Origin of the sequence: Shewanella sp. SR44-4, from assembly GCF_014163715.1 — a bacterium.
GTDB lineage: Bacteria > Pseudomonadota > Gammaproteobacteria > Enterobacterales > Shewanellaceae > Shewanella.
Genome location: NZ_JACJDU010000035.1, coordinates 17004 through 31919 on the forward strand (window position 1 = coordinate 17004; position 14916 = coordinate 31919).

Genomic DNA, 14916 nt, shown 5'->3' on the forward strand with positions numbered 1-14916 from the left:
CGTACGGCATTTGGTTAATGTCGTTGTTCTAGCTGCTTTATTTGTTCTACTATCGCTTGATTCTCCGGTGTTTTTATACCGTATTTTTTCCCAATGCTGACCACCGCGCCATTGATGTAATCGACTTCTGTTTTTCGTTTCGCTTGAATGTCTTCCCACATTGATGATCGTGCTTTGGGATCGATGTCGAGCATCTGTTTAGCGACCAGATTAAACAACCCATTTGGCAACGATAAAATGGTGGGTAACCAGGAGGGTTTAACCTTGGTGTATTGATGCAATGTAATGTTTGCCGCTTCGCATACTGCTAGCCATTCTTTCATTGCTTTGGCTAAAACTCGGCGATTTTTGTAGTCACTTAATTGCTGTTTAATCGGTAAATCGGTGACCGCATTTAATGCATTATTGAGATTTAATAATAATTTACCGTAAATCATTGGGGTAAAGTCTGCTTCAATGTCGCAACCAAATCCGTGGTTAACCAGTGCGGATTGAATTGCGATGGTATGAGGGTTTTCTTGTAAGGTAAACACACCCTCTGTGCCTTTATGAAATACGCCATTGGGCAGTTGCAGCACATTAAATGGCGTGATCCCTTGGAGTAAGCGGTAATGATCGAGCGAGTCTTTAATGCTGTCAAAACTGCCTAAGCCATTTTGCATAAATATAATGCTGCTGTTGTCGTGAGTAATCGCCATTAATTGATTGGCAATACTGCTAACTTGATGACATTTTAAGGTGACAAATACTACATCAAATTTGCCATTGATTGATGATTCTTGGTCGATATCGGTGATCAACGCTTGCGGCATAATCGTTTGTTTTAAGCCGTTATAATCGGTCAAGGTAATGCCGTTATTGGCAATGATTTTTTGCTTAATTGCTTGGCGACAAATTAAGCTGACTTGTAACCCCGAAATACATAACTGACCCGCTAAATAACAGCCTGTTGAACCCGCGCCAAAAATTGCAATATTCATTTTTTATTCATTCACTGTTTGTTAATGACGAAACGATTTTTCTAATACAATATTTTACTCTCTTGTAACATAACAGCATTTTTGGCAGTGTAGAAACTTAACCTCTTTCTCGTTATCAACAGTGAGCGTCTATGAATAATAATACTATTACCACCATCGCCTTAGCGGTGTTCGGATTAACGATGGCATCGACGGTGGTTGAGGCTGCCGATATTAACGTTATTTATGCTGGCACATTATTAACTACGCCAGGCGAGTCACCTTTAACTCAGCAAACTGTGGTGATAAAAGATGGGGTAATCACTTCTATCACTTCAGGTTATCAGTCTGCACCGGTGGTGGACGAGCATGACAATGTTGAGATGATTGATTTAAAAAATAGCTTTGTTATGCCTGGCATGATGGATATGCATGTTCATTTACAAGGCGAGTTAGGGCCGAATAATGATAGCGAAGCTTTGCGAATGTCGGATGCTGACGTGGCAATGCGCAGTGCTTATTTTGCTAAAAAGACCTTATTAGCAGGCTTTACTACGGTGCGAGACTTAGGCGCGAAACCGGAACAGATTTATGCCTTACGCGACGGCATTAATAAAGGCTGGATTGATGGCCCGAGAATTATTGCATCTGGTGGCGTGTCGGTTACCGGAGGCCATGGTGATGTTGACGGTATGAGTCCTGATTTACTTGATAAGTTTACCTCTAAAACCATTTGTGACGGACCTTATGATTGCCGCCGCGCGACTCGTCGGGCGATAAAGTTTGGCGCTGATGTGATTAAAATCACCTCTACCGGAGGAGTGTTATCGGACACTAATACGGGTACTGGCCAGCAAATGGATGATGATGAGCTTAAAGAGGTGATTGATACTGCGCATGCCTTAGGTCGTAAAGTGGCCAGCCATGCCCATGCTGCTCAAGGTATTAATGCAGCGTTGCGCGCCGGTGTCGACAGTATTGAACATGGCAGTTACGCCGATAAAGAAAGTATTAAATTAATGAAAAAAAGTGGCGCGTTTTTAGTGCCAACATTGTTGGCGGGCGACACGGTAGTGAAAATGGCCAATACCGCAGGGGCTGACTTTATGTCTCCTGCCATAAAAGCCAAGGCAATACGTGTTGGTGGCGACATGATGCAAAACTTTAGTGCGGCTTATAAAGCTGGGGTTAATATTGCTTATGGCACCGACAGTGGGGTGTCACATCATGGTGATAATGCTAAAGAAGCTGTATTGATGAGCAAAGCGGGTATGAGTAATGAGGATATTATAATCAGTGCGACGATTAATTCGGCAAAACTGATTGATATGTCAGATAAACTTGGCACTTTGGAGGTTGGCAAATATGCCGACATCATCGCAACGCATAAAAGTCCTCTTGAGCAAATTGAAGCGTTATTAGATGTGTCATTTGTGATGAAGAGCGGAGTTATTTATAAGCGTTAATGTTATTTATTATTGTAGGTCAATAGTATCGACAATAACTAACCTTAACGCTTGTTTTGTTTTGAGTTGAGGTTAGTTAGCAAAACAGTAGACAGTTTAATCACCGTTTATTAGCGGAAGCTAAGGTTAACTTGACTTGAGCCCCAATATTGTCGATTTCAACACGATAATCAGAATCTATATTGCGATATTTCAATAATATGCAACGCATTTCGGCGTTGAATCCAGGCATTCATTATTTGATTGTCACAATAGATCTTTTTATACTTGACCCTGTTTACTATACGGTATGGTTAACCGTAAGTAATAAGAGTATATTGTTGGATCTGCGTCATTAACATCATCAATGACGTATATGGATATAGATGGTAGCTAAGGAATGCTCATGTCGCTTGAAATCGTTGGATTATTGATTTTCATCTTATTGTTAATCATTGCTTTTTTGCTGTTTTTTAACCTAAACCGATACCGTCAGCAGCAAGCAAAAAAGATGATATTAGATACCTATGAGCTTATCCTTGATCAAGTTGATGCTTATATTTATTTAAAAGACACTCAATGCAAATATGTTTATGCGAATCAACTAACGCTTGACTACTTTGGTGTGACGCTTGAAAAGCTAAAGGGCACTTCCGATAGCGATTACTTTCCCGCGAATGTTGTAGATATTTTGCACGTGAATGACACTAAAGTGCTTAACTCGCAAAGTAAACTCTCTGACGATATTATTGTTGATACCCCAGCCTCGCTCATTGTATATCACGAAGTTAAACAACCCTTATATAACCATAAAGGCACATTAATTGGCCTCATCGGTATTTCTACCGATATTACCGCTGCTTATCATTTACGTTCAAAACTAGAGCGACTTGCTAATACCGATCCGTTAACGGGTTTGTTTAATCGTCGTTCATTTACGTCTTTTTGCGAACATGAGTTTTTTCGTGCTACTCGCTATTTTCAACCATTCTCGTTAATGATCATTGATATTGATTTATTCAAAAATGTGAATGATACCTATGGCCATTTAGTGGGTGATGAAGTGATTAAGCGCGTTGCCAATATATGCAATGAACATATTAGGGAGGCCGATGTATTGGCTCGAATTGGCGGTGAAGAGTTTGCTATTTTATTACCCGATACTGATATTGACTCTGCTTATATCTTGGCTGAACGGTTAAGAGAAGCTCAACAACAGTACGACGAACAAAAAGCTCCTTCGATAACCATTAGTATTGGCGTTGCAACCTTACGTTCTCAGGATAAAGCATTTTTAGAGATATTTAAGCGGGCAGATAAAGCGTTGTACTCATCAAAAAATATCGGTCGCAATAGTGTCAATGTCGCGTAATGGTAAGTGCTTGATAACCATTTCAGTCAGATGGCAAAGTGGGATTTCATCGCGTTTTATTCTCTTCAAACAATGCGGCGGCATCACGTAATTGTTTATAGACCTTAAAAATTGTTAATTTAAGTTGCGCACAATTAGTTATCGTGATTATCATATAGCTAAGCAAAACAAATTAAACTCAAAATTTTGAGTCATTTTGTGCGTTAGAACTCAATATGACTAGGCAGTTTTAGCCTAAATTGATCCAGTTGTCGTTTTAGATCGGTGATTTCAGACATTTCGATACCGCATTGTTCAAGAATACATAGGTGGATTTGTTCTGCTTGGGGCTGCAGTTGATGACCTTTTTCAGTTAATTGCATGCACAAGGTCCGTTCATCTAAGGGCTCGCGAATGCGCTTTAGCAGGCCATCAGTTTCGAGACGTTTTATGACCGGTGTTAATGCACCCGATTGCTGCCCGAGTTTGCTGGCCAAGGTTTTTAAACTTAGACCATCTTGCTCCCAGAGGACTAACATCACCAAATATTGAGTGTAAGTTAGCCCAATAGAGTCTAGTAACGGTTTGTACAGTTGGGTAATAGCCAATGACGTTGAATAAACAGCAAAACACAACTGATTTTCGAGTAATAGATGTTTGTTTTTATTCATATCAATCGCTTAGCTCGCAAAGTTGTTGATCATATTTGAATTGATCAACTTAAGTAAAAAGATCGTATTATTTGGCCTCGGTTGTTTATTGTACCAGTGTTTGGTTGATATCAGTATTACAGCGGTAATCAACTTTTAACAACCGAGGTCATATTGTCTTCTCAAGTACCACTTTATGGTGCTTATGTTATTTAAAGGACACAAGATGAACACTCAAAATCGTCGTATAGTACTTGCCAGCCGTCCACAAGGTGAGCCAGTGGCTAATAATTTCCGTTTAGAAACCGTCAACAAACCTGTACCAGCAGAAGGTGAGGTGTTATTGCGCGCGGTGTATTTATCGCTTGATCCTTACATGCGTGGCCGTATGAATGACGCCAAATCATATGCAGATCCAGTAGCAATTGACGATGTGATGGTGGGCGCGGCGGTATCACAAGTGGAAGAGTCTAATCATCCTGATTATAAAGTGGGTGAGTGGGTGTTAGCGTTTGGTGGTTGGCAAGATTATTTGGTCTCTAATGGTGAAGGACTGATGAAATTGGGCGATAACCCAAGCCATCCTTCTTATGCGTTGGGTATTATGGGCATGCCAGGCTTTACTGCGTATATGGGGCTATTAGACATTGGCGCGCCTAAAGCGGGCGAAACCGTTGTGGTTGCTGCAGCTACTGGGCCTGTTGGCGCAACGGTTGGCCAAATTGCTAAGTTGAAAGGCTGTCGAGTTGTTGGTATCGCCGGTGGCGCAGAAAAATGTCGCTACGCAAAAGAAGTATTAGGCTTTGATGAATGTATTGACCATAAAGCGGCTGATTTTGCGCAGCAACTGGCAACGCATTGTGATAACGGCATTGATGTGTATTTTGAAAACGTTGGCGGCAAGGTGTTTGATGCGGTAATGCCATTACTCAACACTGGTGCTCGAGTGCCAGTGTGTGGCTTAATTTCTCAGTACAACGCGACCTCGTTACCGGATGGTCCTGATCGTTTGTCATTACTGATGGGCACTTTGCTGGTTAAGCGCATTAAGATGCAAGGCTTTATTATTTTTGACGATTATGGCGACCGCTATCCAGAGTTTGCCAAAGATATGGGCCAATGGCTTGGTGAAGGTAAGATTCAATATCGTGAACAAATTGTCGATGGTCTTGAAAATATGACTACAGCCTTTATCGGGCTATTAAAAGGCGAAAACTTCGGCAAGGTTGTCATTAAAGTAAACAATCCTCTGTAATCTAAGTGATTACAACTAAACATACAGTATTTAAGGAATCACTATGAAAGTATTAATGGTATTAACTTCGCACGATAAATTAGGCGACACTGGCGAGAAAACCGGTTTTTGGTTAGAAGAATTAGCGGCTCCATACTACGCATTTACCGATAAAGGTGTTGAGGTAGTGCTAACATCTCCTAAAGGTGGTTTACCGCCATTGGATCCTACAAGTGATAAAGTTGATTTTCAAACTGACTCTACGCGTCGTTTTACAGCCGATACTAAAGCGCAAGCATTACTAGCCAATACACTCACATTGGCATCAATTGACGTAGCAGATTATGACGCGGTATTTTATCCAGGCGGTCATGGTCCATTATGGGATTTAACCAATGACAAAGACTCTATTGCATTAATTGAACAGTGCTACAAAACAGATAAACTTTTAGGTTTAGTATGTCACGCACCGGCTGCACTTAAGTACCCTAAAAAGCCAGACGGAACGCCACTCGTTGCCGGTAAAAATGTCACTGGTTTTACTAATGGTGAAGAAGAAGCTGTACAGTTAACTAACGTTGTACCGTTTTTAGTTGAAGATATGCTGCAGCAAAATGGCGCGACTTATTCTAAGGGTGACGACTGGCATCCATATGCAGTAGTTGACGGTAAACTAGTTACCGGTCAGAACCCTGCATCGTCTGAATTAGTGGCAGAGAAAATGTTAGCTTTACTAAGCTAATCTGCTGTTTAGTTTAGTGGTTACAGTTAACTGTAACTCGAAATAACAGAATACGTAGATTGATAGAAGCAAACCCAGTGAGTTGTTCATTGGGTTTATTTTTTATCACTAACAATACAAGGATGGCTTAATGATTAAACTACATCATTTAAATAAATCACGTTCAAAACGCATTATTTGGTTATTAGAAGAATTGGGAGTGGACTATGAGCTGGTTGCTTATCAGCGTGATACAACCACATTTTTAGCGCCAGAGTCGTTAAAAGCGGTTCATCCATTAGGTAAATCACCAGTATTAGAAGCGAGCGGTTATACCATTGCTGAGTCGGGCGCGATTACCGAGTATTTAATTCATACCTATGGCGCTGATAAACTGATGCCAGCACTCGGCACAGCAGATTATATCGATTACTTACAATGGATGCATTTTGCTGAAAGCTCAGCTGCTTTGCCACTATTGCTGAAAATTTTTGTTAAAATGGATGGCGCAGAAACCCGTTTTATCGGTGGATATGCCGATGCAGAAACGGCAAAAGTCATCAGCTATGTTAACGACCGCTTAGAAGATAAGTCATACCTAGTCGGTAACCGTCTTAGCGGTGCAGATATTATGATGTCGTTTATTGCAGAGCTTGTTGGCCAAAACGGTGAGTTTGACAAGTATCCTAATATTGCTAAGTACTATCAACAACTAATGAGCCATGCATCGTTTAAAAAAGCCATGCAAATAGAAGCTGAACACGATCGATAATGATTAGATTGTATCGGCACTAAAAAGACGAACTGAGTTCGTCTTTTTTCATTTAAGTGTGAGTACTGTTCATTCACATCGGCTTATCCTTTGTGATGTATTTTACGCTGTTCGGCAACTCTTGTGCATTATAAGTGGTGGTGTATTTTGGTTAAAGTTTGTTCGCTATCATACTAAGGTGTTAGTATAGGGGTCGTGTTAGTGTGTAAAAAAAGGCTAGATTATGTCGACTTTATCTGATGAAGAGCTCGCTTATTTTAGCGGTGTATTTTCGCCGGAAGATGACAGTACCGATAATGCTTTATCGAGACATTCATTAAGTGTTGCGACTGAAATACCGCAAGTGCTTGCTCATATTTTGGGGAATGCCAAATTAACCTTATTGGCAGAAATTAGTTATTACCGTTTATGGTTTCCATTAACCTTAAAGCAAGATGAGCTTGGGCAATTTTTGCCTGAGTTGGGTATTCCTGAAGTGATTGATATGCGCGGCGGTGAACGTAGCTGGCGGCTCAATAATGTCAAAAATATAAAAGTCATTGATAACGATACGGCTAAATTTGTTGAGGTACTCTCTTTATCGAGTTCAGGCATGACCATTAAAGTGCCGCAAGAACTTAACGATAAAGTGCCACGCTTAACACAGCTAATTTTACCTAATGGTGTGCACCTCGATATGGTGTTTGAACCGGTACGAACTGAAAATGGGGTAATGGCAGCAAAAATTAGTGCTGAAGGTGAATCCCGTGAAATACTGCGTCAATTTTTGTTTAGCGAACATAAGGCTAAGTATTCGCACCTTTACAAAAATATTAACCGCTAACCATAAAATCTTTGGCTAACATGGTTTTAACGGCATTGATAAATTCATCATCACTTTTTGCCTGAATTAATTGGCACAACTCATCACCTACAGTGGTAAATCGATAATACGTAAATAATAAGTGCTGATGCTTAGGTTTGAGCGACAAAGTGGCATTACACATAGTTAACTGAATATGTTCACTACTGCTTAATAGTCCGGTTTCAAACTCGCTTTTATGTAAAATTCCCGCATCGACTAAGGTAAGAATACTCGAATAAGGTAAGCCGAATTGGGACAGGCCGAAGTTAGTGTGAGTATGCTTACGAAAATATTGTTTCATCCCACCATTAATACGGTAACTACTGAGTAATTTAAATCTGGGCTCGGTATTAATTTTAACTGACATGCCTAAGGCTTTTTCAAATATCAGTGCTTCTCGAAACGTCAGTTGCAGTAATACCGCTAAAGTTCTAAGGCTAAAGTTACCTGGATTAACGACTTCACTGGCTAAAATTCTGGCCCACAAATCCTGCATTTTACGGTTATGAATTTGTTCAGCCATTTGAAAAAATTGATAGCGCCAATCTGGATCTAATTCAACTCCTGTCACATCGGATGGGGTGTAATTGAGTGCTAAGGCAAAAATGCTTTCAAGGTTGGTCTGATGCTGGCTGAGTTGCTTGCGTTGACGGTGCTCAGCACGCTCGGCAACGGAGGCTGTTGAAGGGCGATAATCTTCCTCGCTCGCTAAGCCGATAATGCGCCCGAGTAATAAGGTTTTTTTGCGTGCGGACACTTGAGTATTGTCATCTTGTGTTGCCGTCACATCAATATCAGTCATCATTAACTCCCTTTATGCATTACACTTTCGCCATGTTTGTATGGTATGACATCTGTGCTAAATCTTTTAGCGTTTTGTCATTAACGGTGACCATAAGGCTTCTTTACCAGGCTCCGGATGACGCGGCACATTGAATGCTAGTGCGAGTGAGCATACGGCAAACCCAGTGCCTATGAAGAATACTGCTTTAGGCGAACTGAGCCATAAAATGCCTAATAAAACAGGGATAATTACCGCGGCAATATGGTTAATGGTAAAGCTGACCGACATGGTTGAAGCAATATCTTGTTTATCGGCAATTTTTTGAAAATAGGTTTTCATCGCAATCGCCATAGCAAAAAGCAGATGATCAATCACATACAATCCAGCCGCAATATTGGCATCGCTGACATAAGCGTAACTACTGAAAATAATCACTAAGCCAACGTATTCGATAATTAACGCGTTACGTTCCCCCATTTTGCCAATAAAGCGGCCAATGGTGGGGGCAAAGAGTAAGTTAACGACATAATTGATTAAGAATAACGCGGTAATTTCAGACACCGAGTAGCCAAATTTTTCAACCATCATGAAGCCAGCAAACACCATAAATATTTGCCTGCGCGCCCCAGAGAAAAAGGTTAGTAAGTAATAAAGCCAGTAGCGTTTTCGAAGTATTAAGTGTTTGTGCTGAATGGAGCCAATGGCAAAACGAGGAAAATACACTGCCATAATGAACACCATGACTAATCCACATCCGCCAATAATGCTATACATCCAGATGTAATCTAGACTCAGCCAGCTCATTATTAACCAAATTGACCCATAGCCGACAAGTGCTGCAGCGGAGCGCCACGCTAACGCTTTGCCCATAAAGCCAGGTGCATCGGCTTTATCTACCCACTGTAACGTAAGTGATTGATTTATTGTCTCAAAATAATGAAATCCAATCGACATGAGTATCGTTGTTAAATACAACCCGATGACATCAGGAAACCAGCCGGTAATTCCCACTCCAATGCACAATAGTGCCAAGGATGATAAGGCAAAAGTTTGCTCTTTGATCAGCAGCAATACAAACACCGCGGTAAAAGCTAAAAATCCAGGTACCTCTCTTAAACTCTGCAGTAATCCAATCTCAGCGCCAGTGAATGCGGCGCGTTCAATAACAAAGTTATTTAACAAAGCCTGCCAAACTGCAAACACCATGGACATTACAAAGGTCATCCATAGCAGCAAATGTTGTGGATTAGTGCGCTCAATACGGGCCGATTTACCACTAAAGAGGGCAGTATTACTGATGTTTGACATTGAAAGTACTCGGTTTATAGGAGGTTTTTTGATTGTTGTTTTCCATAGTGACATAAAACAGTTTGTTAAGTGAAATGTAATCTAGTGTAAATAAAATTGCTAATCTTAATGTAAATTATAATGCGAATGGTTATCGTTTGATATATGGTTGTTGCGTTTTTTGAGGGAGTATTAACGTGACGTGTCGGAGAAACAGATGAATAAAAAGTTAACCTTGTTGGCAGTATCTGTGGCAAGTGTATTGGGTTTGAGTGGGATGCCTAATGCTCAAGCTGCAACGAATACCGAAACATTAGCCAAAGCCATTGCCAAGCAAGAAGCTGAAATTACGATATTGAAACAGCAGCTTGCTACATTAGCAGCCGAACAAAAACAACAACAGCAGCAAAACAAACAAGTGGCGACTCAAGTTGACACTGTGGTGCAACAGGCCACTAAAGCGCAAGACCGATTGAGCCGTTTTAGCTTTAACTCATATGGTAGCGCTGTTTACACCAGTGATGAATATTTCGATAACGTACAAGATACATCCGCAGAGCGACGCAGTCGTACTGATTTAGAGCGGATTGTGACCGAGTTTGGTTATCAGTTCACTGATGATTGGAGTATGGAAGTTGAAATTGAATATGAGCACGGTGGCACTGGCACTTCACTAGAATATGACGGCTTTGATGAATTTGGTGAGTTTGAATCCGAAGTTGAAGCGGGTGGCGAAGTGGTGGTTGAAAAAGCAGAAATTCGTTACCGTCCATCAAAAGCCTTTGGGGTGAAATTCGGTAACATTCACTTGCCTATTGGCTTGTCGAGCATGTTACACAAACCTAATCAATATCTAACAGTGCAACGTCACAAGAGTGAAGCTGCGATGATGCCGACCGTTTGGAACGAAAACGGTATTGGTGTTTACGGGGAAATTGCCGATTTTCATTATCAGGCACAAGTTGTCAGTGGTTTAAACTCTGAGTATTTCCGCACTTATGATTGGGTGGCATCAGGCCATCAAAAACGCTTTGAAGAAGTGAATGCTGACGATTTAGCATTTGCTGGTCGTATTGATTATGGCAATTTCAAAACTGGCAGTGCAGTCGGCGTGGCTTATTACTACGGTAATACCAGTGGTAATCGCCATAAGAGTAACAAACTCGATGTTGATGGTGCTCTTAGCATTGTGTCTGTTGCCGGAGCCTTTGTTGAAGGTCCGTGGATCCTCCGCGGTCAATATTTATATGGCTCGTTAGACAATGCTGACGCTATTACCCAGGCTAATAAAACCACCCCAGGTTTACGTCCAGGTAATTTTGCCCAACTGGGTTCAGAGTCGCAGTCGTTCTTTGTTGAGGCGGGCGTCAAACTTGATGAATGGTTTGATATTCCGATGACCGTGTTTGCCAATATCGATTATTCCAATCCACTTATGGCCGTTGAAACGGGCACCGCAACCAAGCGTTATGAAAATACTTGGAGCAGCGTGGGTATTAACTATTTCCCGATACCTGAAATTGTGATTAAAGCCGAAGGTGGTCTTCATCAAGTGGCTGTTGCCAGTATTCCTGACACCAATTTCTTTGCTTTAGGTGTGGGATATCAGTTCTCGCTATAAGCAAATTTAATTTTTCGACCTATTTTTTGATCTGTTTTTTTACATGGAGTTTTATTATGCGTTTTAACTACACTGCAATCTCACTAGCACTCGTGGCAACATTATCCGCGTGTGGCGGTTCAGGCTCGGATGACACTAGCACCCCGACAACCCCAACTACACCTACAACCGGTTTTAGTTTTGTCGCGACAGAAATGATCACTAACTTAACCGATGATGTGATTGTGGCTGGTTATGCTGATTTAGCGGCAAAAGGGGATGCCTTATTATTGGCAACCCAAACCTTACTTACTTCAACGGTGCAAGCCGATTTAGTGGCTGCACAAAATGCGTGGAAGTCGGCTCGTCAACCTTGGGAGCAAGGGGAGTCGCATATCTTTGGCCCAGTCGATTCATTGAGTATCGACCCGCATTTAGACAGCTGGCCGTTAAACACCACTGACTTACAAACCCAGTTAGCCAACAGTAATGGTTTTGATGCCGACACCATTAAAGGTTGGAATGATGACGTTCAAGGTTTCCATACCATGGAATATCTGTTGTTTGGCGATGGTGTTAACAGCAACACAAAGTTGATTGCAGATCTTAGCACCAAAGAACGTGAGTATTTAATCGCCTTAGCGGAAGTGTTCCGCGATTACACCACTCAATTAGACGATGCTTGGCAAGTGAGCCATAACCCACAAGATACTAACGCCAAACCTTATGCCGAGTTGCTTAAAACTCCTGGCGATGCCACTAACACTATTTACTCTTCTCAGTTGGCAGTTATTGAAGAATTGATCAACGGCATGATTGGTATTGTCGATGAAGTGGGTAACGGTAAAATTGCCGATCCATTCGGAGAGTCATTAACTACGGCAGACACCTCTAAGGTGGAGTCGCAGTATTCGTGGAACTCACTAACCGACTTTTCAAATAACATCATAGGTGTGCGTAACGTTTATCAAGGTGAGTTTACGGGTGGCGCTGATAAGCAAGGCTTAATTGATTTTGTGACAGCAGCTGATGCGACTTTAGCGACGCGTGTCGCCAGCGAAATTGATGATGCCATTTTAAAAATTCAAGCCATTTCGGGTAGCACTAGCATGCCGTTCCGCCAAGCGATTCTCGATGCTGATGGCCGAGCTAGAACCCAAGTCGCCGTGGATGCATTAACAAAGTTACAAGCGACGCTGCAGTCAGATATGCTGCCTTTATTATCTGATTGGAACTCATAATTTAGCTGTTACCCTCCCAATAAGGCCATGGAACGACCTTATTGGGAGGGTAAGTGTGACCAAAAAATAGAGACTCAACTCATAACAAGGTCGCATTACTGCCAAATAAACTCAATTTTAGTGTGAATGTGTGAGACAAAGATGAACAAATTATTACGACAACCATATTGGTTTGTAGCATTACTGGGGCTTAGCCTTAGTGCTTGTGGTGGCAGCGGCGATGATGAAACCTCGCCAGCACCCATTGATCCTGTAGTGACTTATCCTAGCTATACCTCAATTGTTGCTTTAGGTGGTGACACCACGACATTCGATGCCAGTAACTCTGGCCATGGCTTTTCAACGCCATCGTTAAATTTAACGGCAGATGAACTCGCGTTACATTTACGAGGTGATACCAACTTTGAAGTCTCGTTTACTACAGCGCCGAATGATCAACACCCTGAGCTTGATGGTTTAGGCCCAGTATTTAATAACGCTGACTGTAATTCTTGCCATCAACGCGATGGCCGAAATTCCACTCCCTTTTTGGCCGCAGATGAAACTCGGGTAAAACTGGGGTCGGCAGCGGGTATTTTCTTACGTATCAGCAAAGCTCCTGCTGAACCTTGTACTGTAGGAACTGCAGATAATAATTACTGTGCGCCGATTAAAGTGCCAGATTTTGGTGACCAGCTATTTCATCGCGGAGTGTTAAAAGCGCGCCCTGATTGGCAAGACAATGCATTTGTTGGTCAAGCAGATGTGTATTTGTCTTATGAGCGGCATGATGAAGTGTATGCCGATGGACGCATCATTAGTTTGAAGAAGCCTATTTTTGCGGTCGAAAATCCATATGATGCACCTGGCGAAACCAAACAAAGTGCCAATGTAACTTCAAATCTATTACAAGATGATGTGTTAATGGGTTGGCGTAACGGCATGCCTGTGTTTGGTTTAGGGTTGCTAGAAGCAATACCTGAGGCAAGCATTCTCGCCAATGTTGATGCTGATGACAGCAATAAAGATGATATTTCTGGACGGGCTAATTGGGTATTTGATGCCATAAAAGCACAAAATGGTGACAGTACTCCCGTGTCTTTAGGTCGCTTTGGTTGGAAAGCCAACACTCCAAGTGTGCGAGTACAATCGTTAGGTGCATTACGTGGTGATATTGGTATTACTAATCCGTTATTTCCTGATGAAAGCATTGTTGGCACTAGTTTACATGATTCATATTTAACACGAACTGGGTTTGTTGATACTGGTGAAGATGTTAACGGTGCGCCTGAGGCCAGTGCAGAGTTCAGTGATTCAGTGGTGTTTTATGCCGAAACTTTAGCGGTGCCAGCAAGACGTAACGTTGATAAAACGGCAGTACGCGAAGGCGCTAGGTTATTTGAGCAACTTAATTGCAGCAGTTGTCATACGCCGTCGTTTGTGACCAAAACCTCAGGTGATATTGGCGGATTACCGATGAGCGACAGCTTAAAAGGCCAAACTATTTATCCCTTTAGTGACCTGTTGTTGCACGATATGGGTGAAGGACTGGCAGATGGTCGTCCAGACTTTTTAGCCGACGGTAATGAATGGCGTACTCGACCATTGTGGGGCATAGGCTTAACTCAAACGGTTAATCCCCAAGCCGGATTTTTACATGACGGCCGTGCAGCAACCTTGGAAGAAGCCATTTTGTGGCATGACGGAGAATCTAAAACGTCTAAACAAGACTTTATGGCCTTAACGCAAGCAGAGCGTGATCAAGTTATCGCCTTTTTACAGTCGTTATAAATTGCTGTAGAGCTCAAATACCTTAGGGTCTGTAGATCTTTCAAGGTTTTTTTGCAGCGAATTGTTGGTCATTACTTACACATGAGCTACAAGGCAGAGGCTTTGTAGTGTAGTTATTCTACATTAAGAGCTGATAACGCAGTAGAAATGACCAACAAACGCTGCCCGAAGAGTTCGGCTAAAAACGTTTTACTCTTTGTTGAGCGAATTTTGCTTAGATTGCTAGGCAGCAATCCACTCGCCTCGATTAAAATGTTT

Annotated in this window: 13 protein-coding genes; 9 read left to right on the forward strand and 4 right to left on the reverse strand. The window is 41.8% G+C overall.

The window, feature by feature from the left end; genetic code table 11:
* Positions 1-14: 14 nt before the first annotated feature.
* Positions 15-980, reverse strand: a complete 966-nt coding sequence (locus H5125_RS15320; protein ID WP_182744682.1) for a 2-dehydropantoate 2-reductase — start codon at positions 978-980, stop codon at positions 15-17.
* Between the two features lie 131 nt (positions 981-1111).
* On the opposite strand from H5125_RS15320, the gene H5125_RS15325 reads away from it, so the two are divergent.
* Complete coding sequence (locus H5125_RS15325) at positions 1112-2425, forward strand: amidohydrolase family protein (protein WP_101085937.1); 1314 nt, start codon at positions 1112-1114, stop codon at positions 2423-2425.
* 385 nt (positions 2426-2810) lie between these two features.
* Entirely contained in the window at positions 2811-3776 is a 966-nt protein-coding gene (locus H5125_RS15330) for a GGDEF domain-containing protein (protein ID WP_182744683.1), read from the forward strand.
* Between the two features lie 203 nt (positions 3777-3979).
* Here H5125_RS15330 and H5125_RS15335 read toward each other — a convergent pair whose 3' ends face one another.
* A complete protein-coding gene (locus H5125_RS15335) occupies positions 3980-4426 on the reverse strand; it encodes a MarR family winged helix-turn-helix transcriptional regulator (protein WP_162022423.1) in 447 nt (148 codons plus the stop codon).
* Between the two features lie 205 nt (positions 4427-4631).
* Between H5125_RS15335 and H5125_RS15340 the strand changes: the two genes are divergently transcribed.
* The 4 genes from H5125_RS15340 to H5125_RS15355 all read left to right on the forward strand — a co-directional run bounded on the left by H5125_RS15340 (position 4632) and on the right by H5125_RS15355 (position 7955).
* Positions 4632-5660 carry an NADP-dependent oxidoreductase gene (locus tag H5125_RS15340; protein ID WP_101085934.1) on the forward strand — a complete coding sequence of 343 codons (1029 nt, stop codon included), beginning with the start codon at positions 4632-4634 and terminating at the stop codon, positions 5658-5660.
* Positions 5661-5703: 43 nt separating this feature from the next.
* The gene (locus H5125_RS15345) at positions 5704-6381 is read left to right on the forward strand and encodes a type 1 glutamine amidotransferase domain-containing protein (RefSeq protein WP_194956143.1); all 678 of its coding nucleotides are present in this window, start codon (positions 5704-5706) and stop codon (positions 6379-6381) included.
* A gap of 130 nt (positions 6382-6511) precedes the next feature.
* On the forward strand, positions 6512-7132 hold the full coding sequence (locus H5125_RS15350; RefSeq protein ID WP_182744684.1) for a glutathione S-transferase family protein: 621 nt from the start codon (positions 6512-6514) through the stop codon (positions 7130-7132).
* A gap of 223 nt (positions 7133-7355) precedes the next feature.
* Positions 7356-7955, forward strand: a complete 600-nt coding sequence (locus H5125_RS15355) for a hypothetical protein (RefSeq protein WP_101085931.1) — start codon at positions 7356-7358, stop codon at positions 7953-7955.
* Here H5125_RS15355 and H5125_RS15360 read toward each other — a convergent pair.
* Together H5125_RS15360 and H5125_RS15365 are read right to left on the reverse strand one after the other, a co-directional pair.
* Positions 7945-8778 carry a TIGR03899 family protein gene (locus H5125_RS15360; RefSeq protein WP_101085930.1) on the reverse strand — a complete coding sequence of 278 codons (834 nt, stop codon included), beginning with the start codon at positions 8776-8778 and terminating at the stop codon, positions 7945-7947. The two genes, H5125_RS15355 and H5125_RS15360, sit on opposite strands and share 11 nt — an antisense overlap.
* 66 nt (positions 8779-8844) lie before the next feature.
* Positions 8845-9984 (reverse strand): MFS transporter, encoded by a 1140-nt coding sequence (locus H5125_RS15365; RefSeq protein WP_409085831.1) that lies wholly within the window; start codon positions 9982-9984, stop codon positions 8845-8847.
* A 280-nt stretch (positions 9985-10264) separates the two neighbouring features.
* Here H5125_RS15365 and H5125_RS15370 point away from each other — a divergent pair, with 280 nt between their 5' ends.
* From H5125_RS15370 to H5125_RS15380, 3 genes are all read left to right on the forward strand, one after another.
* Complete coding sequence (locus H5125_RS15370) at positions 10265-11668, forward strand: hypothetical protein (protein WP_182744686.1); 1404 nt, start codon at positions 10265-10267, stop codon at positions 11666-11668.
* A 56-nt stretch (positions 11669-11724) separates the two neighbouring features.
* Complete coding sequence (locus H5125_RS15375) at positions 11725-12888, forward strand: imelysin family protein (RefSeq protein WP_182744687.1); 1164 nt, start codon at positions 11725-11727, stop codon at positions 12886-12888.
* A gap of 141 nt (positions 12889-13029) precedes the next feature.
* Positions 13030-14658 (forward strand): di-heme oxidoredictase family protein, encoded by a 1629-nt coding sequence (locus H5125_RS15380; RefSeq protein WP_182744688.1) that lies wholly within the window; start codon positions 13030-13032, stop codon positions 14656-14658.
* Positions 14659-14916: the final 258 nt, after the last annotated feature.